The organism is Bacillus sp. FDAARGOS_1420, from assembly GCF_019344915.1.
Taxonomy (GTDB): Bacteria; Bacillota; Bacilli; order Bacillales; family Bacillaceae_G; genus Bacillus_A; species Bacillus_A mycoides.
The window spans coordinates 800,536-821,494 of record NZ_JAHWJB010000001.1 but is presented as its reverse complement, the minus strand read 5'-3'; the positions used below and the strand labels follow the sequence as shown (position 1 = coordinate 821,494).

Genomic DNA, 20,959 nt, shown 5'->3' with positions numbered 1-20,959 from the left:
GATGGGTCAGAAGGTTAATCCAATTGGTCTTCGTGTCGGTATTATCCGCGACTGGGAATCTCGTTGGTTCGCTGAGAAAGATTATGCTACGTTATTACATGAAGACATCAAAATCCGTGAGTACATTACTGTACGCTTAAAAGATTCTGCTGTTGCTAAAGTAGAAATCGAACGTGCAGCAAATCGTGTAAATGTTACAATTCACACTGCAAAACCTGGTATGGTAATTGGTAAAGGTGGTACTGAAGTTGAAGCACTTCGTAAAGCTCTTAACCAATTAACAGGCAAGCGTGTACACATTAACATTTTAGAAGTTAAGAGAGCTGATCTTAACGCTAAATTAGTAGGCGAAAACATCGCTCGTCAATTAGAAAACCGTGTATCATTCCGTCGTGCACAAAAGCAAGTTATTCAACGTGCTATGCGTGCAGGAGCAAAAGGTATTAAAACACAGGTTTCTGGTCGTCTTGGCGGAGCTGATATCGCTCGTGCAGAATCTTACAGTGAAGGAACTGTTCCACTTCATACACTTCGCGCTGATATTGACTATGCAGCAGTTGAAGCTGATACAACATACGGTAAATTAGGCGTAAAAGTATGGATCTACCGTGGAGAAGTCCTTCCTACAAAAAAGAAAGCTTCTGAGGAAGGAGGAAAATAATATGTTAATGCCTAAACGCGTAAAATATCGTAGAGAGCATCGTGGTAAAATGCGTGGTCGTGCAAAAGGTGGAACTGAAATCGCTTTTGGTGAATTTGGTTTACAAGCACTAGCTGCTTCATGGATTACAAACCGTCAAATCGAAGCTGCTCGTCGTGCAATGACTCGTCACATGAAACGTGGCGGTAAAGTATGGATTAAAATTTTCCCTTCTAAACCTTACACTGCAAAACCTCTAGAAGTACGTATGGGTTCCGGTAAAGGGGCACCAGAAGGCTGGGTAGCAGTAGTAAAACCTGGGAAAATTATGTTTGAAATTGCGGGTGTATCTGAAGAGGTAGCACGCGAAGCATTACGTCTTGCAGCTCACAAGTTACCTGTGAAATGTAAATTCGTAAAACGTGAAGAAAATGGTGGTGAATCTAATGAAAACTAATGATATTCGTGAATTAACCACTGCCGAAATCGAAACAAAAGTTAAAGCTTTAAAGGAAGAGTTGTTTAATCTTCGCTTCCAACTTGCTACAGGACAATTAGAGAACCCAACTCGCATCCGTGAAGTACGTAAAGCGATTGCTCGTATGAAAACTGTAGTTTGTGAAAGAGAGATCGGAATTAATCGATAAATTGAGGGGAGGTTTGCATAGTGAGCGAACGTAACCAACGCAAAGTTTATACTGGTCGTGTTGTTTCTGACAAAATGGACAAAACGATTACAGTTTTAGTTGAAACTTACAAAACTCATTCCTTATACGGAAAACGTGTTAAGTATTCTAAAAAGTATAAAGCCCATGATGAGCAAAACCAAGCGAAACTTGGCGATATCGTTAAAATCATGGAAACTCGCCCGCTTTCTGCTACTAAGCGTTTCCGTTTAGTTGAAATCGTTGAAGAAGCGGTTGTTATCTAAATAGACGAATCGGAATTTTTAGTCCGAAGGGAGGTTTCATAACATGATCCAACAAGAATCTCGTTTGAAAGTTGCTGACAACTCTGGTGCCCGCGAACTTTTAACAATTAAAGTATTAGGCGGCTCTGGTCGTAAATATGCTTATATTGGTGATATTATCGTTGCTACGGTAAAACAAGCAACACCAGGTGGCGTTGTTAAAAAAGGTGACGTTGTTAAGGCAGTAGTGGTACGTACGAAGAGCGGAGCTCGTCGTCCGGACGGTTCTTACATTAAATTTGATGAAAACGCAGCGGTTATCATCAAAGACGATAAGAGCCCACGTGGTACTCGTATCTTCGGACCAGTAGCTCGTGAATTACGTGATAGCAACTTCATGAAGATCGTTTCTTTAGCTCCAGAAGTTCTATAATTTAAGGTATTGCCTTGCTAAGGAGGTGCAGAATTAAGATGCATGTAAAAAAAGGTGATAAAGTTCAGGTAATCACTGGTAAAGACAAAGGAAAACAAGGTGTTATCCTTGTGGCTTTCCCAAAGCAAAACCGTGTTATCGTTGAGGGTGTTAACATCGTTAAAAAACACTCTAAGCCATCTCAATTAAATCCACAAGGTGGAATTATTACGAAAGAAGCACCTATTCACGTTTCTAATGTTATGGTATTAGATCCGAAAACAGGCGAACCTACTCGCGTAGGCTTCAAAGTAGAAGATGGTAAAAAAGTGCGTATTGCAAAAAAATCTGGTGAATTATTAGATAAATAATTTTCTTAAGAAAGGAGGTCACTTCATTGAATCGCCTTAAAGAGAAGTTCCAAAAGGAAATTACTCCTGCTCTAATGAGCAAGTTTAACTATAAATCTGTGATGGAAGTACCGAAAATCGAAAAGATCGTAATCAACACTGGTGTTGGTGACGCGGTATCTAACTCAAAAGCTTTAGACAATGCAGTAGAAGAATTAACTCAAATCGCAGGTCAAAAACCTGTTGTAACTCGCGCTAAAAAATCAATCGCTGGTTTCCGTCTTCGTGAAGGTATGCCAATCGGTGCGAAAGTAACTTTACGCGGTCAGCAAATGTATGAGTTCTTCGACAAATTAGTATCAGTTTCTTTACCACGTGTACGTGATTTCCGTGGTGTTTCTAAGAAATCATTTGATGGTCGTGGGAACTACACATTAGGTGTTAAAGAGCAACTAATTTTCCCTGAGATTGATTATGATAAAGTAAGTAAAGTCCGAGGTATGGACATCGTAATCGTTACTACAGCGAAAACTGATGAAGAAGCTCGTGAACTTTTAACACAATTCGGTATGCCATTCCAAAAATAATGGAAGCCAACGCTAAGTAGAGGAGGCGAAAACGTGGCTAAAAAATCTATGATCGCGAAACAAAAGCGTACTCCTAAGTTTAAAGTACAAGAGTATACACGTTGCGAACGCTGCGGTCGTCCGCATTCTGTATACCGCAAATTTAAGCTTTGCCGTATTTGTTTCCGTGAACTTGCATATAAAGGTCAAATTCCTGGTGTTAAAAAAGCTAGTTGGTAAAACCCACAAATGGGAAGGAGGTAAAACACATGGTGATGACAGATCCAATTGCAGACATGCTTACTCGCATCCGTAATGCGAATATGGTACGTCATGAGAAATTAGAGGTTCCTGCTTCTAAAATCAAAAAAGAGATCGCTGATCTTTTAAAACGTGAAGGTTTCATTCGTGATGTAGAATACATCGGGGATAACAAACAAGGTATCCTTCGTATTTTCCTGAAATATGGTGCAAACAATGAACGTGTAATCACTGGATTAAAGCGTATCAGTAAGCCTGGCTTACGCGTTTACGCAAAAGCTGATGAAGTACCTCGTGTACTTAACGGATTAGGTATCGCTCTTGTTTCTACATCTAAGGGAGTAATGACAGACAAAGATGCTCGTCAATTACAAACTGGTGGAGAAGTAGTAGCATACGTTTGGTAATATATATTTAAAACGAACGGAGGTGTGACCACATGTCTCGTATTGGTAAAAAGATTCTTGAAATCCCTGCAGGTGTTACTATTACAGTTGCAGAAGACAATACTGTAACAGTAAAAGGCCCTAAAGGTGAATTAACTCGTACTTTCAAAACTGATATGTCTATCAAAATTGAAGAAAATACACTAACAGTTGAGCGTCCATCTGAACAGAAGGAACACCGTGCATTACACGGTACAACTCGTGCTTTAATCGGAAACATGGTTGAAGGTGTTACTACAGGTTTTGCACGCGGACTTGAATTAGTCGGTGTTGGTTACCGTGCTCAAAAACAAGGTGATAAACTTGTTTTAAGCGTAGGTTATTCTCATCCAGTAGAAATGACTCCAGAAGCAGGACTTGAAGTTGAAGTACCTGTACCAACTAAAATCGTAATTAAAGGTATCGACAAGCAACGTGTTGGCGAATTTGCTGCTAACATCCGTGCTGTACGTGCTCCTGAGCCATATAAAGGTAAAGGTATTCGTTACGAAGGCGAAGTTGTTCGTCGTAAAGAAGGTAAAACTGCTAAGTAAACCCGTTAGGTGAAAGAAAGGAGTGACAAGAATGATCACTAAAGCTGCTAAAAATGCGACTCGTAAGAAAAGACATGCACGTGTACGTGCTAAACTTACTGGTACTGCAGAACGTCCACGTTTAAACGTGTACCGTTCTAACCAACATATTTACGCTCAAGTTATTGATGATGTAAATGGTGTAACATTAGTAAGTGCATCTACTCTTGATAAAGACCTTGCTCTTAACGGTACTAGCAATACTGAAGCTGCTACGAAAGTTGGAGAATCAGTTGCTAAGCGTGCTGTAGAGAAAGGCGTTAAAGAAGTAGTATTTGATCGCGGTGGTTACTTATACCATGGCCGTGTTAAAGCTCTAGCTGAAGCTGCTCGTGAGGCTGGATTACAATTTTAATGGTCAAAGGAGGGAAAATTGATGCAACGCATTGACCCAAGTAAATTAGAACTTGAAGAACGTGTAGTTACGATAAATCGTGTCGCGAAAGTTGTTAAGGGTGGTCGTCGTTTCCGCTTTGCTGCACTAGTTGTAGTTGGCGATAAAAACGGTCATGTTGGATTCGGTACTGGTAAAGCACAAGAGGTACCAGACGCAATCCGTAAAGCTATCGAAGACGCTAAGAAAAACCTAATCGCAGTACCATTAGTTGGTACAACAATTCCACATACAATCAACGGTCATTTTGGAGCTGGTGAAGTATTCTTAAAACCTGCTGCTGAGGGTACTGGTGTTATTGCTGGTGGACCTGTTCGTGCGGTACTAGAATTAGCTGGTGTACAAGATATTCTTTCGAAATCTCTTGGTACTAACACACCAATCAACATGATTCGCGCTACTGTGAACGGATTAAGCGAACTTAAGCGCGCTGAAGATGTTGCAAAATTACGCGGTAAATCTGTAGAAGAGCTACTAGGTTAAGGAGGGAAAACAAATGGCGAAAAAGTTAGAAATTACCCTCACTCGTAGTGTAATTGGTCGTCCACAAGATCAACGTGCGACGGTAGAAGCTTTAGGTCTTAAAAAGTTGAATTCAACTGTAGTTAAGGAAGAAACTCCTGCTATTCTTGGTATGATCAACAAAGTTTCTCACCTTATAACTGTAAAAGAAGCTTAAGGATAACTCATTAATATAAGGAGGTGCCTGGGAATGAAACTTCATGAATTAAAACCTGCAGAAGGTTCTCGTAAAGTACGTAACCGTGTCGGTCGTGGTATCGGTTCTGGTAACGGTAAAACTGCTGGTAGAGGTCATAAAGGACAAAACGCACGTTCTGGCGGCGGTGTTCGTCTTGGCTTCGAAGGTGGTCAAACTCCACTATTCCGTCGTTTACCAAAACGCGGCTTCACAAACATTAACCGTAAAGAGTTTACTATTGTAAACTTATCAACGTTAAATCGTTTTGAAGATGGTACAGAAGTAACACCTGAATTATTGCTGGAAACTGGCGTTATCAGCAAGTTAAACGACGGTGTTAAAATTCTTGCAAGCGGAGCAGTAGAGAAAAAATTAACTGTTAAAGCGCACAAGTTCTCTTCAAGTGCTAAAGAAGCAATTGAAGCAGCTGGCGGATCAGTTGAGGTGATCTAATGTTTCGTACAATCTCCAACTTTATGCGCGTTGCTGAGATAAGACGTAAAATATTATTCACTTTAGCCATGTTAGTCGTATTCAGGATTGGCACGTTTATCCCAGTGCCATTTACAAATGGAGACGTACTGAAAGCACAAGATCAATTAAATGCCTTAGGTATCCTAAATACATTTGGCGGTGGCGCCTTGAAGAACTTCTCCATCTTCGCGATGGGAATCATGCCGTATATTACAGCATCCATCATCGTGCAATTATTGCAGATGGATGTTGTTCCTAAATTTTCGGAATGGTCGAAGCAAGGCGAAATGGGCCGTCGTAAACTAACGCAATTCACGCGTTACTTTACAATTGTTCTTGCGTTTATTCAGGGGTTTGGTATGTCAATCGGTTTTAACGGTATGGTAGGTGGGCAATTAATTTTGAATCCAGGTTGGAGCACTTATTTATACATTGCTACGGTACTGACTGCTGGTACTGCATTTTTAATGTGGTTAGGTGAACAGATTACAGCTAAAGGTGTAGGTAATGGTATTTCCATTCTTATCTTTGGTGGTATTGCCGCAGCGATCCCAAGTGTTATATCTCAAGTGTATCAACAACAGTTTCAAAATATCGGAGATCAATTGTTCATGAGTATCGTTAAAGTTGCATTGATTTTACTAGCTGTGCTAGCAGTTATTGTTGGTGTTATTTTCATTCAACAGGCTGTTAGAAAGATCCCAATTCAATACGCGAAGCGTGTAACAGGAGGGAATGGGAATCATGCTGGAGCACAAAACACTCATTTACCACTTAAGGTAAATAGTGCGGGTGTTATTCCAGTCATTTTTGCTGTTTCATTCTTAATTACGCCTCCAACTATTGCACAGTTCTTCCCGAAACATGATGTGTCGCAGTGGATTATTGCAAACTTTAACTATTCTCACCCAGTGGGAATGATCATATATGTTGCGCTCATTGTAGCCTTCACATATTTCTATGCATTTGTTCAGGTTAATCCAGAGCAAATGTCAGAGAATCTAAACAAGCAAGGTGGATATGTTCCAGGTATTCGTCCGGGTAAGAATACAGAACAATATCTAACAAAAATCTTGTATCGTTTGACCTTTGTGGGATCAATTTTCCTAGCAGCGATTGCAATCTTACCAGTTATCTTTACGAAATTGGGAAATCTTCCTCCATCTGCACAGATTGGTGGAACGAGTATGTTAATCGTTGTCGGCGTTGCTTTAGAAACAATGAAGCAGCTAGAAAGCCAATTGGTAAAACGCCATTACAAAGGGTTTATCAAGCAGTGAGTAAGTGGGAAGAACTGTCTTCCCTACATGCTCATGTACTGAGGGGGAACAAGGATGAACTTGATTTTAATGGGGCTTCCTGGTGCTGGTAAAGGTACACAAGCCGAACAGATTGTTGCCAAGTATAACATCCCTCACATCTCAACAGGAGATATGTTCCGTGCAGCTATGAAGGCTGAAACTGAACTTGGTTTACAAGCAAAATCTTTTATTGATAAAGGTGCGCTTGTTCCAGATGAAGTTACAATTGGAATTGTTCGTGAACGTTTAAGCCAAGAAGACTGTATTAAAGGCTTCTTATTAGATGGTTTCCCACGAACTGTTGCACAAGCATCAGCTCTTGAAGAGATTATGAAAGATCTTGGCAAAAAAATCGACTATGTTTTAAACATTAATGTGGATTCAGGTTTGTTATTAACACGCCTTACAGGCCGTCGCATTTGTAAAGAATGCGGTGCGACTTACCACTTAGAATTCAATCCGCCAGCAAAAGCTGATGTGTGCGATAAATGTGGTGGCGAATTATATCAACGCTCTGATGACAATGAAGAAACTGTAGCAAATCGTTTAGATGTAAATATTAAGCAAACAAAACCTTTGCTTGATTTCTACGAGGAGCTTGGCTACTTACAAAGCATTAATGGTGAGCAAGGTATCAATAAAGTATTTGCTGATATCGATGTTCTCATCGGAGACTTAGCGTAATGATCATCTGCAAAACTCCTCGCGAGATAGAAATCATGCGAGAAGCTGGCAGGATCGTTGCTTTAACTCATCAAGAGTTGAAACAACATATTACTCCAGGAATTACAACGAAAGAGCTCGATCAAATAGCGGAAAAGACGATTCGAAAATATGGTGCTACGCCATCTTTTAAAGGATACAACGGATTTCCGGGGAGCATTTGTGCTTCTGTAAATGAAGAGCTTGTACACGGGATTCCAGGGAAGCGTAAGCTCGAAGAGGGCGATATCATCAGTATCGATATTGGTGCGAAATACAATGGGTACCATGGAGATTCTGCATGGACGTATCCAGTTGGAAACATTTCTGAATCTGTTCAAAAGCTACTTGATGTCACAGAAAAATCGTTGTATCTTGGTCTAGAACAAGTAAAACCAGGCGAAAGATTATCAAATATCTCGCATGTGGTTCAAACACATGCTGAAGAGAATGGGTTCTCGATCGTTAGGGAGTATGTTGGTCACGGAATCGGGCAAGACTTACATGAGGACCCTCAAATCCCGCACTATGGTCCACCAAATAGAGGCCCTAGATTAAAGCCGGGAATGGTCATCTGTGTTGAGCCGATGGTGAATCAAGGAAGACGATATGTAAAAACACTATCTGATGACTGGACAGTGGTAACGGTAGATGGTAAATGGTGTGCCCATTTTGAGCACACGATTGCTCTTACAGAAGCAGGATACGAAATCCTTACCACTTTATAAGTAGCTGGCTCTCCGGGATTTCAGAGCAGTGTAAAATGTTACTGATTTGAAGAAGGGAGAACTATTGAATGGCTAAAGATGATGTAATTGAAGTCGAAGGTACCGTTCTTGAAACGTTGCCAAATGCTATGTTCAAAGTAGAATTAGAGAATGGGCATGTCGTATTGGCTCACGTTTCTGGTAAAATCCGTATGAACTTCATTCGTATTTTACCAGGAGACAAAGTTACGGTAGAATTATCTCCGTACGATTTAAATCGTGGTCGTATTACGTACCGTTTTAAATAATATAGCACTCCGTAATCTTTAAGGAGGTTCGAGACATGAAAGTAAGACCGTCAGTTAAACCAATCTGCGAAAAATGTAAAGTTATTCGTAGACGTGGAAAAGTAATGGTTATTTGTGAAAACCCTAAACATAAACAAAAACAAGGTTAATCAGAAGGAGGTGCATTCAGAATGGCACGTATCGCAGGTGTAGATATTCCTCGTGACAAGCGCGTTGTTATTTCTTTAACTTACGTATTCGGCATTGGTCGCACAACTGCTGAAAAAATTATTACAGAAGCTGGTATTTCTTCGGAAACACGAGTTCGTGATTTATCGGAAGATGAATTAGGACGTATCCGTGATATCATCGATCGTATTAAAGTTGAGGGAGACCTTCGTCGTGAAGTATCTCTTAATATTAAACGTCTAATGGAGATCGGTTCTTACCGTGGTCTTCGTCACCGTCGTGGTTTACCAGTTCGTGGTCAAAACTCTAAAAACAATGCTCGTACACGTAAAGGTCCACGTCGTACAGTAGCAAATAAAAAGAAATAATAAGTAAAGGAGGTTGAACTAACAATGGCACGTAAAACAAACACTCGTAAAAAACGTGTGAAAAAGAATATTGAAGCTGGTATAGCTCATATTCGTTCTACTTTCAACAACACAATCGTAACACTTACAGATACTCATGGTAACGCACTTTCTTGGTCTAGTGCTGGTGCACTTGGTTTCCGTGGATCTCGTAAATCTACTCCATTCGCTGCGCAAATGGCTGCTGAAGCTGCTTCTAAAGTTGCAATGGAGCATGGTTTAAAAACTTTAGAGGTTACTGTTAAAGGTCCTGGTGCTGGTCGTGAAGCTGCAATTCGTGCTCTTCAAGCGGCAGGTCTAGAAGTAACAGCAATTAGAGATGTTACTCCAGTTCCTCATAATGGATGTCGTCCACCAAAACGTCGTCGTGTGTAATTTTTCTGTATAGAATTTTCCCTTTTGTCTATAATGGATATGATGCATTATCGAGAAATTTCGTACAGAAACATCGCTTGTTGTGCACAATCGGGAACTGCCTAAGGGGGACTTTCGGTTAAACAGAGGTTCTTCCTTTGTTTAACCGGGGTTTCGACGTTTTGAAGGAGGGTTTAGTTAATGATTGAAATCGAAAAACCGAAAATCGAAACGGTTGAACTTAACGAAGATGCTAAGTATGGCAAATTCGTGATTGAACCGCTTGAGCGTGGATATGGTACTACTTTGGGTAACTCCTTACGTCGTATTCTTTTATCCTCACTCCCTGGTGCCGCTGTAACTGCTATCCAAATCGATGGCGTTTTACACGAATTTTCAACAGTTGAGGGCGTAGTAGAAGACGTTACGACGATGATCTTAAACTTGAAAAAGTTAGCTCTTAAAATCTACTCTGAAGAAGAGAAGACGTTGGAAATCGATGTACAGGGCGAAGGTATTGTCACAGCTGCTGATATTACTCACGATAGTGATGTTGAAATCTTAAATCCAGATTTACACATTGCGACGTTAGCAAAAAATGCGCATTTCCGCATGCGTTTAACTGCAAAGCGTGGCCGTGGGTATACGCCAGCTGATGCAAATAAAAGCGAAGATCAACCAATAGGAGTAATTCCTATTGATTCTATTTATACTCCAGTATCACGTGTGACTTACCAAGTGGAAAAGACACGTGTCGGACAAGTGGCTAATTATGATAAGCTTACGCTTGATGTATGGACGGATGGAAGCATCGGGCCAAAAGAAGCTATCTCTTTAGGTGCCAAAATCTTAACTGAGCATTTAAATATCTTTGTTGGTTTAACTGACGAAGCACAAAATGCTGAGATTATGGTCGAGAAGGAAGAAGATCAAAAAGAAAAAGTTCTTGAGATGACTATCGAGGAACTAGATCTTTCTGTTCGTTCTTATAATTGCCTAAAACGTGCAGGAATTAATACTGTACAAGAGCTTGCGAACAAAACAGAAGAAGATATGATGAAAGTTCGTAACTTAGGACGTAAATCCTTAGAAGAAGTTAAACATAAACTTGAGGAATTAGGTTTAGGTTTACGTAAAGACGACTGAGGATTTAAACCCATCAACAAAGGAGGGAACTACGAATGGCATACAGAAAATTAGGCCGTACAAGTGCGCAACGTAAAGCTATGTTACGTGATTTAGCTACTGATTTAATTATCAACGAGCGCATCCAAACGACAGAAACTCGTGCAAAAGAACTTCGTTCTGTAGTGGAAAAAATGATCACTTTAGGTAAACGCGGAGATCTTCATGCTCGTCGTCAAGCAGCAGCTTTCATCCGTAATGAGGTTGCTAACGCTGAGACTGGTCAAGATGCACTTCAAAAATTATTCGCTGATGTAGCTCCACGCTATGCTGAGCGCCAAGGCGGATACACTCGTATTGCAAAAATTGGTCCACGTCGCGGAGACGCAGCACCAATGGTAATTATCGAGTTAGTATAATGATGATTAAAAGGGCAGGACAGTTCTTTTCAAGTAACTGGTCATGGCCCTTTTTTTTTAAGTATAAAAAGATAGGCTAACTTGGCGAAAGAAAGGGTGCCTTGTATTGAAAAAAGAGAAACTTCGGACAGAAAATATATCATTTCAATATCCTGGGGCAGCCTCTTATGCATTAAAAGATGTTTCGTTTTCCTTATATGAAGGAGAATGGGTATCTGTTATTGGACAAAATGGTTCAGGGAAGTCTACACTTGCAAAATTATTGAATGGCTTATTTTTACCGGAATCAGGGACAATCACTTTAAATGATACAATGATTTTATCAGAGGAAACAGTATGGGATGTTCGAAAGCAAATTGGGATGGTATTTCAAAACCCAGATAATCAATTTGTTGGAACGACAGTACAAGATGACGTTGTATTCGGCCTAGAGAACATCGGAATGCCAAGGGAGCAGATGATAGAAAGACTAGAACAAGCTCTGCAACTTGTCCGTATGGAAGATTTTTTAAATGAAGAACCCCATTCGTTATCTGGTGGACAAAAGCAGCGAGTCGCAATAGCAGGTGTTCTAGCACTTCAGCCATCTATTTTAATACTAGATGAAGCAACTTCAATGTTAGACCCTCAGGGGAGACGTGAAGTAGTAGAAACAGTCAGACAACTTGTTGATCAAAAGGGTATTACGGTGTTATCGATTACGCACGATTTAGAAGAAGCGGCACAGTCAGACCGTATTATTATTTTGAACAAGGGAGAAATATTAGAGGAAGGTACTCCAGAGCAAATTTTCAAATCCTCTCATATGCTCCAAGAGATTGGATTAGATGTACCTTTTTCGGTGAAAATAGCAGAATTATTAAAAAGAAATGAAATTCACTTGCAAAATACGCATCTTACAATGGAAAGCTTGGTGAACGAACTTTGGAGATTACATTCCAAAAAGTAGAACATCGTTATCAATATAAAACTCCATTTGAAAGACGCGCACTTTATGATGTAGACGTGTCGTTTCCAAGTGGGGGCTATTATGCCATTATCGGTCATACTGGTTCAGGTAAGTCGACGATGATTCAACATTTAAATGGTTTATTGCAGCCGACAAATGGTACGGTTCAAATTGGTGAACATTTAATTTCAGCAGGGAAGAAAGAGAAAAAACTTAAGCCGCTACGAAAAAAAGTAGGGGTTGTCTTTCAGTTTCCAGAACATCAACTATTTGAAGAAACAGTTGAAAAGGACATTTGTTTTGGACCTACTAATTTTGGTGTATCTGAAGAAGAGGCAAAACAAAAGGCGAAAGATGCAATCCAGCTTGTTGGATTGGACATAGAGTTATTAGCACGTTCTCCGTTTGAATTAAGCGGTGGGCAAATGAGGCGTGTTGCAATAGCAGGCGTACTTGCGATGGAACCCGAAGTGCTTGTATTAGATGAACCTACAGCGGGGCTTGATCCAAAAGGACAGCACGAGCTCATGGAGATGTTTTACAATTTGCATAAGGAACAGGGGCTTACAGTCATTCTTGTTACCCATAATATGGAGGATGCCGCTAAGTATGCAGATCAAATAGTGGTCATGCATAAAGGAACGGTCTTTTTGCAAGGAAGAGCGGAGGAAGTATTTTCATATGCTGATAAATTAGAACAAATCGGTGTGGATCTTCCAATGTCTTTAAAGTATAAACGTGCAATTGAAGAGAAGTTTGGTATTTCAATTTCGAAGGCTACCTTATCTTTAGAGGATCTTACTCATGAAGTTGTACAGGTGTTACGAAAAGGTGGTCATGAATCATGCAGCAGTTGATTATTGGGAGATATATTCCAGGTCAGTCACTCATTCATCAACTTGATCCTCGTACGAAGCTGTTGATTGTCTTTTTATATGTATTTGTTGTTTTCTTAGCAAATAATGCGATTTCATATGGATTTTTATTTTTATATGCACTCATTGCTTTATTTTTTGCAAAAGTGCCGATTCGTTATGTACTTTCGGGCTTAAAACCAATTTTATGGATTTTTCTTTTTACATTTTTCCTGCATATTTTTACAAATAAAGAAGGGGAAGTACTAGTCCAGCTTGGTTGGTTTTCGATACATGAAAAAGGATTAGAGCAAGGGATATACATTTCTATACGATTTTTCGTTATTATTTTAATGACGACATTATTAACGTTAACAACGACACCAATTGAGATTACAGATGGTTTAGAGACGTTATTAAAGCCGTTGAAGCGTATGAAAGTTCCTGTTCATGAAATCGCATTAATGATGTCAATTTCTCTTCGATTTATCCCCACATTAATGGATGAAACGAGTAAAATCATGAAAGCGCAGGCGTCACGTGGTATTGATTTTGCTGGGGGACCGATAAAAGATAGGATGAAAGCTATTATCTCACTACTCGTTCCATTATTTATCAGTGCTTTTAAGCGTGCAGAGGACTTAGCGATTGCGATGGAATCTCGTGGATATAAAAGTGGCGAAGGACGTACTAAATTTAGGCAACTACGCTGGAAAATAAGTGATACAGTAACAATTGTAAGCTTACTTTGTTTAGCTTGTATTTTGGCATGGGTGCGGTCGTAATGGAGAATAGAGAAATGGAAAGAATAAAATGTACAGTTGCATATGATGGCATTCATTTTTGTGGTTACCAAATTCAACCACAGCATCGGACTGTTCAACAAGAAATAGAGAAAGCATTGCAGAAGTTGCATAAAGGAGAACTTGTTCGTGTGCAGGCATCAGGCAGAACGGATTCTACCGTTCACGCCAAAGGACAAGTGATACACTTTGATACACCTTTGTCTCTTGAAGAGTGGCAATGGAGTAATGCTTTAAATACAATGTTGCCGGATGATATTATTATCAGGCAGGTAGAGAAGAAAACAGAAGAATTTCATGCACGTTACGGTGTCGAGAAAAAAGAATATCGCTATCGTGTATTATTATCAAAGACTGCGGATGTATTCCGTAGAAATTACGTATATCAATATCCATATCCGCTCGAAATAAACTCTATAAGAAAAGCGATTCCTTATTTTATTGGAACGCATGACTTTACTTCTTTTTGTTCGGCAAAAACTGACAAAAAAGATAAAGTGCGAACAATTTATGAAATCGAATTAATTGAGCAAGACGATGAATTAATTTTTCGCTTTGTAGGTAATGGATTTTTATATAATATGGTCAGAATTATTGTTGGTACGTTACTTAGCGTAGGTCAAGGAAAGCTTGATCCGGATAGTATTCCAGAGATTTTAGCGAAACAAAATCGCCAGTTTGCTGGAAAGATGGCTCCAGGTCATGGACTTTACTTATGGCAGGTAAACTATAACAACTAATCCTGGTGTAACATTTGCTTGACATTAGAAACTCAAAAGTATATCATAACATATGGTATTGTTTCTAAAACCACGATTAGCCCCGGAAGGAAATCGTGTTTAAGATAAACAATAGATTTTTTCTATGGAAAAGATAACGAGGAGGGAAACACATGCGTACGACTTTTATGGCAAAAGCTAACGAAGTTGAGCGTAAATGGTATGTGGTTGATGCTGAAGGTCAAACTTTAGGTCGCCTATCTACTGAAGTAGCATCCATTTTACGTGGTAAACACAAACCAACATTTACACCACACGTTGACACGGGTGATCATGTAATTATTATTAACGCTGAGAAAATTCATTTAACAGGTAATAAATTAAACGATAAAATTTACTACCGTCACACTAACCACCCAGGTGGACTTAAGCAAAGAACAGCTCTAGAAATGCGTACAAACTACCCTGTACAAATGTTAGAGCTTGCAATTAAAGGCATGCTTCCAAAAGGACGTTTAGGACGTCAAGTGTCTAAGAAATTAAACGTGTATGCTGGAGCAGAGCATCCACACCAAGCACAACAACCAGAAGTTTACGAACTTCGCGGATAATTAATTAAAGGAGGGCTTACTTTGGCACAGGTTCAATACTATGGCACTGGACGTCGTAAGAGTTCAGTAGCGCGCGTACGCCTAGTTCCAGGCGAAGGACGCGTTATTATTAACGGTCGTGATTTTGAAAACTATATCCCATTTGCTGCATTACGTGAAGTAGTGAAACAACCTCTAGTTGCAACAGAAACTTTAGGTAACTACAATGTACTTGTAAACGTAAATGGTGGTGGATACACTGGTCAAGCTGGTGCTATTCGTCACGGTATTTCTCGCGCTTTATTAAAAGCTGATCCAGAATACCGTCTAACATTAAAACGTGCGGGTCTATTAACTCGTGACGCACGTATGAAAGAGCGTAAAAAATACGGTCTTAAAGGCGCACGTCGTGCACCTCAGTTCTCAAAACGTTAATTTTTGCGAACTACAAACCCCAACCATTTTGGTTGGGGTTTTTTTATGTTTAATTCTTCTTTTGTAATTTTTTTAGCTTGGAATATTTTAGTGCTACCGCCTCGCGTATGCTTCTTCTTTAGAAGTTTAGACTAATACGTATTAGGGAGGTTTATAAGTACTATGAATGTCATTGTCAGCTTACAAGAAAAACAAAAAGAAAAGCAGTTAAAATACGAGCGGAAGATGCTGCGAGAATTATCATTAAAAACATTGCGTTTAAATATTCGTGATGCCTTTCAGATGCAAGAACTTCATCGTCAGTATGAAGATTATTGTATTGAACTAGGGATAGAATCTTATTTATTAGGAGCGAGATACAGTAAATTTGGTTATCATGGTGAATCGTTCTTTGATGTGAAATATAGGGCTTTAGAAGAAGAACAACAATTAACTGAAACGTTATTTCAATTTTTAACGAGTATGACTATACGTGAAATTAAGTTGCAAGACGAGGAATTGCTTTTTGAATCTTGCCAGCAGTTTATTGGCTTGTGGTGGCAGGAAGGGTATGAAAAAGGCGAAAGAAGATATCGATTAAAGCTACACTAAGACAAGCATAAACTTTCCTCTTGTCCCATATAAGTAATTAGAGGGACTAGCTGGAGGAGGAAAGGTATGAAGAGAATTCGAATTATCTCTTTTGCGCTCGCTGCGGTTGTTTTGTTTTTTTTAGTTAAACAAGAATTTCAAATTACAAAATCGTGGCGAGCTTGGAATTTACCCTTATCAGGGAAAGTGATTGTACTAGATGCTGGGCATGGTGGGCCAGACGGAGGGGCTGTTGGTGGAAAGGATATTGTAGAAAAAGATATTACACTTGAGATTACAAAAAAGGTACAAGATTATTTACAAGAACAAGGTGCTTTAGTTATTTTAACGCGTGAAGGAGATTATGATTTAGCTAATAAAGATACAAAGTCATATAGTAGACGTAAAGCAGAGGATTTAAAAAAGCGTGTTGAGATCATTAATAAGCCTGATGTAGACTTTTTTGCGAGTATTCATTTAAATGCCCTAACTAGTAGTGGATCCAAGGGCGCACAAATGTTCTACTATCGTTCTTCGATTGAAAATGAACGGGCTGCGAAATTTATACAAGCTGAATTGAGAACAAGCTTAGAAAATACGAATCGTTCTGCTAAAACAATTCCTCACGTGTATTTATTGAAGTATGCCAAAACACCAGGTGCTTTAATTGAGGCTGGCTTTTTATCGAATGTGAATGAAAGATATATGTTAAATTCGGAAAAATACCAACAAAAAGTAGCTGCTGCAATATATCGTGGTATATTACGTTATTTTACGGAAAAAGGAAATCCTCCAGAATAAGGAGGATTTTTTCGAGTTTCTCTCGTTAACGAAGTTTTCCGAAAATATGTTATACTGGAAATGTAAACGCATTTATTTCAAAAATAAAGAGAGATAAATTTAATTAACATTACGTTATTTTTTATACAGGGGGCTGGGCTAATTATGGTAACAAAAGAGCAGGTAGTGGAAGCATTGGAAGGGATTGTAGATCCGTTTATACATAAAACGTTAAAAGAAACAAATGCAATTAAAGAGGTGACAGTCAAGCCTGAGAAGGAACATGTAAGTGTTAAAATTGCAATTGTAAAGACGGGTACAGCGGAACAAATGCAGTTGCAGTCTGGAATTGTAAAGTTAGTAAAAGAACTTGGAGCAACAACAGTTGGACTTCGTTTTGCAGAATTTACAGAAGAGGAATTAGCTCAGTTTGCACCACCGCAAGAGGAAGAGAAAAGTGAATCCTTATTATCACCGAACTCAAATACAACATTTTTAGCAGTGGCAAGTGGAAAAGGTGGAGTAGGGAAATCAACTGTTTCTGTTAACCTTGCAATTGCTTTAGCTCGTTTAGGCAAAAAGGTTGGTATCATTGACGCGGATATTTACGGTTTTAGTGTACCGGATATGATGGGTATAGAAAAACGTCCAATCGTAAGAGGTGATAAGATAATACCAGTGGAGCGTCTAGGCGTGAAAGTAATCTCAATGGGATTCTTTGTAGAAGATAACGCACCTGTTATTTGGAGAGGACCGATGCTTGGGAAAATGTTAAATCACTTTTTCACAGAAGTAGAGTGGGGTGATTTAGATTACTTAGTATTGGACCTACCACCAGGTACGGGTGATGTTGCTCTAGATGTACATTCGATGTTGCCGGCTTGTAAAGAGATTATTGTAACAACGCCGCATCCAACAGCGGCATTTGTGGCAGCGCGCGCTGGAGCCATGGCTTTACGTACAGAACATAGTATTCTTGGTGTTGTTGAAAATATGGCGTATTTTGAAAGTAAAGCAACTGGTGAAAAAGAGTATGTGTTTGGAAGAGGTGGAGGAGATAAATTGGCTACGGAACTCCAAACGGATGTACTTGGCCGAATTCCACTTCAACAACCTGATTGGAATAAAGAGGACTTTGCGCCGTCAGTATATGAAGATACACATACAACGGGTCTCATTTATCGTACGATAGCTGAGACAGTTATTGATAAAACAGCTGTCGCGCAAAAATAAAGTAGTAATGAGTGGACAATATATACATTGTCCACTCATTACTATAATTTTTATTATTGTTCTTTGTTCCCATCTTGGGAACCGCCTTCACCACCTGCGCCTTTCTTATCAGATCCACCTTTTTCGGCTTTTTGTACACCTTTACTAATGATGTCAATCATCTTAGCTTGGAAGAGTGGACTTTCGGCAGTTTCGGTTAGTACTTGCTGTAAATATTGACGATATTCTTTACTCTTCATTGTTTGTAACATAATTTTCTCTACTTCAGGATTTTTCATAATTTCTATAACACCTGATTGGTATTCAGGATCTTTTAGTAAAGTTTTCATTAAGTTTGTTTGTTCTTTTCCCATACTTTTAGCAAATTTCGATGAGAACTCAGGGTCTTTAAAGAGCTTTTCCCAGAATTGTTGCCCTTTTTCAGATACCAGTGCATCTTCAATCGTTTTCTTTACTACTGTTTCATCTAGTATGAGTGCTTGTTTCATTTTTTCATCAGTTAATACATCTTGGATCGCTTTTTTTCCTTGATCGGTTTTTAAAATATCAACAATCATTTTTTTTGTTTGATCATAATCAAGTTCGGATTTTGCTTCTTTTTCTTGTGCACATGCCGCTAGTGCTATAAATAGAAAAGAAGAAATCAAAACGAGCAGCATCCGTTTCATAAGTTGGAGCTCCTTTCAGCAAAGTTCTCTTTTTTTAATATAAATCTCTTTAAGGAATTTATACATTAACATGGCTAGCTTTTTGAAATTGTCATTGTTACAATTTAATTAGAAATATAAGAATAATGGGGGATGTGTTGTGAATAGCCGCAAGTGGGTACGACTATTTTTTACGACGTTGTTTCTTGGTGGGATTAGCACAGTCTTTATTGGTTTTGTTTTAGAGTGGGACAAGTACGCTAAATTTTTTCAAAATTTTGACGGAAAAGAGATTTTAGCAATTTCCTTTTGGTTGATGGGCGTAGGATTTATTTTTAGTGTTATAAGTCAAATGGGGTTCTTTGCGTATTTAACGATCCATCGTTTTGGATTAGGGATGTTTCGGTCATCTTCTTTATGGAATACAGTGCAACTGTTCTTTATTGCGTTCGTATTGTTTGATTTCGTTTATTTAAGGTCAGTACTTATTGCAAATGGGGAAGTTTCATTAGGGAATAACATACTTGTTGCTGGGATGTTATTTGTGTTTGGGGCAATTGTCGCTTATATAAAGAGTAAAGAAACGAATAAAAAAGCATTTGTTCCCGCTCTGTTCTTTATGGTCGTTGTAACAATTCTTGAATGGGTACCAGCGCTCCGGATTAATGATACAGATTGGCTATATTTAATGGTGATACCACTTCTATTATGTAATTCATATCAGTTACTTGTATTGCATCGTTTAATTGGACAAAAGAGTAAGTCAGCTTAATGAGGAGAGTGGATTTTTAATTATCCAGATTTTTATCGTCTGTAAATGCTAGTATAAAAAAGCTCTGCTATCTTAACAAAAGATAGCAGAGCTTTTTATGTGTGAAGAACCGTGTAGAAAGGAACTACTTAATATCTTCACTTTTTGTACTTGTGTTGGAAATAAGTTGTGATACAGATGTTTGTTCATATCCGTCGCTCTTTAATTTTTGTAAGAGTAATGGTAAAGCCTTATTTGTTTGAAGGGCAGAATCAGAAGCATGTAATAAGACGATATCTCCACCCTTTAAATTGCTAGAGACTGTGGAAATGATTTTATTTACGCCGGGATTTTTCCAGTCATTTGAATTGTTACTCCAATGAACGATGGTGTATCCGAGTGATTCCGCTATTTTAAGAGTTGTTTTGTTAAAATCGCCACTAGGTGGACGTAATAGCTTGACTTGTTTTACGCCAAGTTTCGTAAAAACATCTTGTGCCCGCAAAAGATCTCGTCGTATTTCATTTGCTTCTAGTGAATTGTAGGATGTGTAATTATAGCCCATACTACCAATCTCATGTCCATCTTTCATGATGCGTTCGACAATATCAGGGTGTCTTTCAGCCCATGCAGCAGAGAGAAAGAAGGTTGCATTCTTAATTTCTCTTTCTTTGAGTGTATTAAGGATTGGAATAGCTTTTTTGTCCCCCCAACTAATGTCAAACGTGAATGCAACTTGTTTTTTTGCAGTGTCCCCTTTGTAAATCACTTTAGGGCCAGTAGCAGTTGAAAAAGCAGATTCATGTGAATATGTTTTTAAAAAGAGTAGCCATGCTGTAAATAAGGAAAGTACGATTATTAAGCTAATGTGTTTAAATGTTCTTTTACTCGTAATAAAAAAGAAAAACATAATATTACGCCCCTTTGTCCAATCCTTTTCAGTTACATATATGCTTTAAATTAAAAAAAGAGAACAAGGGATTAATATCGTAAGTGGTGGATATAATGAGTGATAGAATTTTGTTTTTTGATGATACATTATTGATAATTGAAAATGAGTGGGGCGTTTATAGGTACACGTAAGGAGTTATTGGGGTGATAATTTGCTTGGGATTATGTTGACGAAGGAAGAGAAAAAAGAAATGGAATACATACTGAAGAGAGAGTTAGAGGAACTTTTATTTGATTTTGAAGATGAGCGTATACATAGCGTTGTAAAAAAGGCGATGGAAGAAAGGTATAAAATCATTTTTTGTTTATTTCGGAGAGTTGCTAATAGGGAAGAATGTATTCGTTATGTAAGAAAAAGAATTTTTTATTAAAAAGTATTGACGTTAAGAATAAGTATATGATAAATTAATAAACGTCGCTGATGCAGAAACGCAGAAAACGGCAAAAAAGAAATTGAAAAA

The 20,959-nt window shown here is 38.7% G+C and carries 36 protein-coding genes; 34 read left to right on the top strand and 2 right to left on the bottom strand.

Translation table 11 applies throughout. The features are described 5' to 3' along the window. Position 1 precedes the first annotated feature (1 nt). From rpsC to I6L50_RS04210, 32 genes are all read left to right on the top strand, one after another. Positions 2-661 carry a 30S ribosomal protein S3 gene (rpsC, locus tag I6L50_RS04365; protein ID WP_002009771.1) on the top strand — a complete coding sequence of 220 codons (660 nt, stop codon included), beginning with the start codon at positions 2-4 and terminating at the stop codon, positions 659-661. Between the two features lies 1 nt (position 662). Then, on the top strand, positions 663-1,097 hold the full coding sequence (gene rplP / locus I6L50_RS04360; protein ID WP_002063419.1) for a 50S ribosomal protein L16: 435 nt from the start codon (positions 663-665) through the stop codon (positions 1,095-1,097). Next, positions 1,087-1,287, top strand: coding sequence for a 50S ribosomal protein L29 (gene rpmC / locus I6L50_RS04355; protein ID WP_002091523.1), 201 nt, complete (start codon positions 1,087-1,089; stop codon positions 1,285-1,287). Before rplP ends, rpmC begins: the two co-directional genes overlap by 11 nt. Positions 1,288-1,307: 20 nt before the next feature. After that, a complete protein-coding gene (gene rpsQ, locus I6L50_RS04350) occupies positions 1,308-1,571 on the top strand; it encodes a 30S ribosomal protein S17 (RefSeq protein ID WP_002091526.1) in 264 nt (87 codons plus the stop codon). A 43-nt stretch (positions 1,572-1,614) separates the two neighbouring features. Beyond that, entirely contained in the window at positions 1,615-1,983 is a 369-nt protein-coding gene (gene rplN / locus I6L50_RS04345; protein WP_002063420.1) for a 50S ribosomal protein L14, read from the top strand. 38 nt (positions 1,984-2,021) lie between these two features. Continuing rightward, complete coding sequence (gene rplX, locus I6L50_RS04340) at positions 2,022-2,333, top strand: 50S ribosomal protein L24 (RefSeq protein WP_000558201.1); 312 nt, start codon at positions 2,022-2,024, stop codon at positions 2,331-2,333. A 26-nt stretch (positions 2,334-2,359) separates the two neighbouring features. Next, entirely contained in the window at positions 2,360-2,899 is a 540-nt protein-coding gene (rplE, locus tag I6L50_RS04335; RefSeq protein ID WP_002091528.1) for a 50S ribosomal protein L5, read from the top strand. A gap of 33 nt (positions 2,900-2,932) precedes the next feature. Continuing rightward, positions 2,933-3,118: a 30S ribosomal protein S14 gene (rpsN, locus tag I6L50_RS04330; RefSeq protein WP_001085700.1), complete on the top strand. Its 186-nt coding sequence runs from the start codon at positions 2,933-2,935 to the stop codon at positions 3,116-3,118. A gap of 29 nt (positions 3,119-3,147) precedes the next feature. Continuing rightward, on the top strand, positions 3,148-3,546 hold the full coding sequence (gene rpsH / locus I6L50_RS04325; RefSeq protein ID WP_002091529.1) for a 30S ribosomal protein S8: 399 nt from the start codon (positions 3,148-3,150) through the stop codon (positions 3,544-3,546). A 32-nt stretch (positions 3,547-3,578) separates the two neighbouring features. Then, complete coding sequence (gene rplF / locus I6L50_RS04320) at positions 3,579-4,118, top strand: 50S ribosomal protein L6 (RefSeq protein WP_002063425.1); 540 nt, start codon at positions 3,579-3,581, stop codon at positions 4,116-4,118. 31 nt (positions 4,119-4,149) lie between these two features. Continuing rightward, positions 4,150-4,512, top strand: a complete 363-nt coding sequence (gene rplR, locus I6L50_RS04315; protein WP_002009761.1) for a 50S ribosomal protein L18 — start codon at positions 4,150-4,152, stop codon at positions 4,510-4,512. Positions 4,513-4,533: 21 nt separating this feature from the next. After that, positions 4,534-5,034, top strand: a complete 501-nt coding sequence (rpsE, locus tag I6L50_RS04310; RefSeq protein WP_002063426.1) for a 30S ribosomal protein S5 — start codon at positions 4,534-4,536, stop codon at positions 5,032-5,034. A 13-nt stretch (positions 5,035-5,047) separates the two neighbouring features. Continuing rightward, entirely contained in the window at positions 5,048-5,230 is a 183-nt protein-coding gene (rpmD, locus tag I6L50_RS04305; protein WP_001085231.1) for a 50S ribosomal protein L30, read from the top strand. 33 nt (positions 5,231-5,263) lie between these two features. Further along, the gene (rplO, locus tag I6L50_RS04300) at positions 5,264-5,704 is read left to right on the top strand and encodes a 50S ribosomal protein L15 (RefSeq protein ID WP_002009754.1); all 441 of its coding nucleotides are present in this window, start codon (positions 5,264-5,266) and stop codon (positions 5,702-5,704) included. Beyond that, on the top strand, positions 5,704-7,005 hold the full coding sequence (gene secY / locus I6L50_RS04295) for a preprotein translocase subunit SecY (protein ID WP_002124688.1): 1,302 nt from the start codon (positions 5,704-5,706) through the stop codon (positions 7,003-7,005). Before rplO ends, secY begins: the two co-directional genes overlap by 1 nt. A 54-nt stretch (positions 7,006-7,059) precedes the next feature. After that, positions 7,060-7,710 (top strand): adenylate kinase, encoded by a 651-nt coding sequence (locus I6L50_RS04290; RefSeq protein ID WP_113938448.1) that lies wholly within the window; start codon positions 7,060-7,062, stop codon positions 7,708-7,710. Next, the gene (gene map, locus I6L50_RS04285; RefSeq protein ID WP_113938447.1) at positions 7,710-8,456 is read left to right on the top strand and encodes a type I methionyl aminopeptidase; all 747 of its coding nucleotides are present in this window, start codon (positions 7,710-7,712) and stop codon (positions 8,454-8,456) included. The genes I6L50_RS04290 and map overlap by 1 nt, the downstream gene beginning before the upstream one ends. Before the next feature lie 68 nt (positions 8,457-8,524). Beyond that, positions 8,525-8,743: a translation initiation factor IF-1 gene (gene infA / locus I6L50_RS04280; protein WP_001029884.1), complete on the top strand. Its 219-nt coding sequence runs from the start codon at positions 8,525-8,527 to the stop codon at positions 8,741-8,743. Between the two features lie 35 nt (positions 8,744-8,778). Then, a complete protein-coding gene (gene rpmJ, locus I6L50_RS04275; RefSeq protein ID WP_000868344.1) occupies positions 8,779-8,892 on the top strand; it encodes a 50S ribosomal protein L36 in 114 nt (37 codons plus the stop codon). A 21-nt stretch (positions 8,893-8,913) separates the two neighbouring features. Then, complete coding sequence (rpsM, locus tag I6L50_RS04270; RefSeq protein WP_002063431.1) at positions 8,914-9,279, top strand: 30S ribosomal protein S13; 366 nt, start codon at positions 8,914-8,916, stop codon at positions 9,277-9,279. 24 nt (positions 9,280-9,303) lie between these two features. Next, positions 9,304-9,693 carry a 30S ribosomal protein S11 gene (gene rpsK / locus I6L50_RS04265; protein ID WP_002009745.1) on the top strand — a complete coding sequence of 130 codons (390 nt, stop codon included), beginning with the start codon at positions 9,304-9,306 and terminating at the stop codon, positions 9,691-9,693. 180 nt (positions 9,694-9,873) lie between these two features. Then, the gene (locus I6L50_RS04260; protein ID WP_002009743.1) at positions 9,874-10,818 is read left to right on the top strand and encodes a DNA-directed RNA polymerase subunit alpha; all 945 of its coding nucleotides are present in this window, start codon (positions 9,874-9,876) and stop codon (positions 10,816-10,818) included. Between the two features lie 35 nt (positions 10,819-10,853). Beyond that, the gene (gene rplQ / locus I6L50_RS04255; RefSeq protein WP_000331490.1) at positions 10,854-11,216 is read left to right on the top strand and encodes a 50S ribosomal protein L17; all 363 of its coding nucleotides are present in this window, start codon (positions 10,854-10,856) and stop codon (positions 11,214-11,216) included. 106 nt (positions 11,217-11,322) lie between these two features. Further along, positions 11,323-12,165 carry an energy-coupling factor ABC transporter ATP-binding protein gene (locus I6L50_RS04250; protein WP_219300676.1) on the top strand — a complete coding sequence of 281 codons (843 nt, stop codon included), beginning with the start codon at positions 11,323-11,325 and terminating at the stop codon, positions 12,163-12,165. Then, entirely contained in the window at positions 12,141-13,022 is an 882-nt protein-coding gene (locus tag I6L50_RS04245; protein WP_219300674.1) for an energy-coupling factor ABC transporter ATP-binding protein, read from the top strand. The genes I6L50_RS04250 and I6L50_RS04245 overlap by 25 nt, the downstream gene beginning before the upstream one ends. Further along, positions 13,010-13,804, top strand: coding sequence for an energy-coupling factor transporter transmembrane component T family protein (locus I6L50_RS04240; RefSeq protein ID WP_219300672.1), 795 nt, complete (start codon positions 13,010-13,012; stop codon positions 13,802-13,804). The genes I6L50_RS04245 and I6L50_RS04240 overlap by 13 nt, the downstream gene beginning before the upstream one ends. 14 nt (positions 13,805-13,818) lie before the next feature. Beyond that, complete coding sequence (gene truA / locus I6L50_RS04235) at positions 13,819-14,562, top strand: tRNA pseudouridine(38-40) synthase TruA (protein ID WP_002124694.1); 744 nt, start codon at positions 13,819-13,821, stop codon at positions 14,560-14,562. A gap of 152 nt (positions 14,563-14,714) precedes the next feature. Then, a complete protein-coding gene (rplM, locus tag I6L50_RS04230) occupies positions 14,715-15,152 on the top strand; it encodes a 50S ribosomal protein L13 (protein ID WP_002029337.1) in 438 nt (145 codons plus the stop codon). Between the two features lie 21 nt (positions 15,153-15,173). Beyond that, complete coding sequence (gene rpsI / locus I6L50_RS04225) at positions 15,174-15,566, top strand: 30S ribosomal protein S9 (RefSeq protein WP_002009728.1); 393 nt, start codon at positions 15,174-15,176, stop codon at positions 15,564-15,566. Between the two features lie 162 nt (positions 15,567-15,728). Then, a complete protein-coding gene (locus I6L50_RS04220; protein WP_002029335.1) occupies positions 15,729-16,157 on the top strand; it encodes a DUF2521 family protein in 429 nt (142 codons plus the stop codon). Positions 16,158-16,223: 66 nt separating this feature from the next. Further along, on the top strand, positions 16,224-16,937 hold the full coding sequence (gene cwlD, locus I6L50_RS04215; RefSeq protein ID WP_219300670.1) for an N-acetylmuramoyl-L-alanine amidase CwlD: 714 nt from the start codon (positions 16,224-16,226) through the stop codon (positions 16,935-16,937). Positions 16,938-17,081: 144 nt separating this feature from the next. Then, complete coding sequence (locus I6L50_RS04210; RefSeq protein ID WP_113938445.1) at positions 17,082-18,149, top strand: Mrp/NBP35 family ATP-binding protein; 1,068 nt, start codon at positions 17,082-17,084, stop codon at positions 18,147-18,149. 53 nt (positions 18,150-18,202) lie between these two features. Here the strand turns inward: I6L50_RS04210 and gerD are convergent, their stop codons facing one another. Continuing rightward, positions 18,203-18,817, bottom strand: coding sequence for a spore germination lipoprotein GerD (gerD, locus tag I6L50_RS04205; protein ID WP_002009716.1), 615 nt, complete (start codon positions 18,815-18,817; stop codon positions 18,203-18,205). Positions 18,818-18,956: 139 nt separating this feature from the next. Here gerD and kbaA point away from each other — a divergent pair, with 139 nt between their 5' ends. After that, entirely contained in the window at positions 18,957-19,568 is a 612-nt protein-coding gene (gene kbaA / locus I6L50_RS04200; protein ID WP_002167158.1) for a KinB signaling pathway activation protein KbaA, read from the top strand. 124 nt (positions 19,569-19,692) lie between these two features. Here the strand turns inward: kbaA and pdaB are convergent, their stop codons facing one another. Further along, positions 19,693-20,457, bottom strand: coding sequence for a polysaccharide deacetylase family sporulation protein PdaB (gene pdaB, locus I6L50_RS04195; RefSeq protein ID WP_113938444.1), 765 nt, complete (start codon positions 20,455-20,457; stop codon positions 19,693-19,695). A 193-nt stretch (positions 20,458-20,650) separates the two neighbouring features. Between pdaB and I6L50_RS04190 the strand changes: the two genes are divergently transcribed. Further along, positions 20,651-20,869, top strand: a complete 219-nt coding sequence (locus tag I6L50_RS04190; RefSeq protein ID WP_002139933.1) for a hypothetical protein — start codon at positions 20,651-20,653, stop codon at positions 20,867-20,869. Positions 20,870-20,959 lie beyond the last annotated feature (90 nt).

What these genes read in the sequence shown, in the direction of transcription:
- rplF (WP_002063425.1), top strand. Translation starts at nt 3,579, where the DNA reads ATGTCTCGTATTGGTAAAAAGATTCTTGAAATCCCTGCAGGTGTTACT.
- rplP (WP_002063419.1), top strand. Translation starts at nt 663, where the DNA reads ATGTTAATGCCTAAACGCGTAAAATATCGTAGAGAGCATCGTGGTAAA.
- infA (WP_001029884.1), top strand. Translation starts at nt 8,525, where the DNA reads ATGGCTAAAGATGATGTAATTGAAGTCGAAGGTACCGTTCTTGAAACG.
- gerD (WP_002009716.1), bottom strand. Translation starts at nt 18,817, where the DNA reads ATGAAACGGATGCTGCTCGTTTTGATTTCTTCTTTTCTATTTATAGCA.
- rpsK (WP_002009745.1), top strand. Translation starts at nt 9,304, where the DNA reads ATGGCACGTAAAACAAACACTCGTAAAAAACGTGTGAAAAAGAATATT.
- cwlD (WP_219300670.1), top strand. Translation starts at nt 16,224, where the DNA reads ATGAAGAGAATTCGAATTATCTCTTTTGCGCTCGCTGCGGTTGTTTTG.
- I6L50_RS04290 (WP_113938448.1), top strand. Translation starts at nt 7,060, where the DNA reads ATGAACTTGATTTTAATGGGGCTTCCTGGTGCTGGTAAAGGTACACAA.
- map (WP_113938447.1), top strand. Translation starts at nt 7,710, where the DNA reads ATGATCATCTGCAAAACTCCTCGCGAGATAGAAATCATGCGAGAAGCT.
- secY (WP_002124688.1), top strand. Translation starts at nt 5,704, where the DNA reads ATGTTTCGTACAATCTCCAACTTTATGCGCGTTGCTGAGATAAGACGT.
- I6L50_RS04210 (WP_113938445.1), top strand. Translation starts at nt 17,082, where the DNA reads ATGGTAACAAAAGAGCAGGTAGTGGAAGCATTGGAAGGGATTGTAGAT.
- rpsE (WP_002063426.1), top strand. Translation starts at nt 4,534, where the DNA reads ATGCAACGCATTGACCCAAGTAAATTAGAACTTGAAGAACGTGTAGTT.
- rpmC (WP_002091523.1), top strand. Translation starts at nt 1,087, where the DNA reads ATGAAAACTAATGATATTCGTGAATTAACCACTGCCGAAATCGAAACA.
- I6L50_RS04220 (WP_002029335.1), top strand. Translation starts at nt 15,729, where the DNA reads ATGAATGTCATTGTCAGCTTACAAGAAAAACAAAAAGAAAAGCAGTTA.
- I6L50_RS04260 (WP_002009743.1), top strand. Translation starts at nt 9,874, where the DNA reads ATGATTGAAATCGAAAAACCGAAAATCGAAACGGTTGAACTTAACGAA.
- rplR (WP_002009761.1), top strand. Translation starts at nt 4,150, where the DNA reads ATGATCACTAAAGCTGCTAAAAATGCGACTCGTAAGAAAAGACATGCA.
- pdaB (WP_113938444.1), bottom strand. Translation starts at nt 20,457, where the DNA reads ATGTTTTTCTTTTTTATTACGAGTAAAAGAACATTTAAACACATTAGC.
- rpsH (WP_002091529.1), top strand. Translation starts at nt 3,148, where the DNA reads ATGGTGATGACAGATCCAATTGCAGACATGCTTACTCGCATCCGTAAT.
- rpsM (WP_002063431.1), top strand. Translation starts at nt 8,914, where the DNA reads ATGGCACGTATCGCAGGTGTAGATATTCCTCGTGACAAGCGCGTTGTT.
- rpmJ (WP_000868344.1), top strand. Translation starts at nt 8,779, where the DNA reads ATGAAAGTAAGACCGTCAGTTAAACCAATCTGCGAAAAATGTAAAGTT.
- rplX (WP_000558201.1), top strand. Translation starts at nt 2,022, where the DNA reads ATGCATGTAAAAAAAGGTGATAAAGTTCAGGTAATCACTGGTAAAGAC.
- I6L50_RS04240 (WP_219300672.1), top strand. Translation starts at nt 13,010, where the DNA reads ATGCAGCAGTTGATTATTGGGAGATATATTCCAGGTCAGTCACTCATT.
- rpsC (WP_002009771.1), top strand. Translation starts at nt 2, where the DNA reads ATGGGTCAGAAGGTTAATCCAATTGGTCTTCGTGTCGGTATTATCCGC.
- rplM (WP_002029337.1), top strand. Translation starts at nt 14,715, where the DNA reads ATGCGTACGACTTTTATGGCAAAAGCTAACGAAGTTGAGCGTAAATGG.
- rplN (WP_002063420.1), top strand. Translation starts at nt 1,615, where the DNA reads ATGATCCAACAAGAATCTCGTTTGAAAGTTGCTGACAACTCTGGTGCC.
- rpmD (WP_001085231.1), top strand. Translation starts at nt 5,048, where the DNA reads ATGGCGAAAAAGTTAGAAATTACCCTCACTCGTAGTGTAATTGGTCGT.
- truA (WP_002124694.1), top strand. Translation starts at nt 13,819, where the DNA reads ATGGAAAGAATAAAATGTACAGTTGCATATGATGGCATTCATTTTTGT.
- rplQ (WP_000331490.1), top strand. Translation starts at nt 10,854, where the DNA reads ATGGCATACAGAAAATTAGGCCGTACAAGTGCGCAACGTAAAGCTATG.
- rplO (WP_002009754.1), top strand. Translation starts at nt 5,264, where the DNA reads ATGAAACTTCATGAATTAAAACCTGCAGAAGGTTCTCGTAAAGTACGT.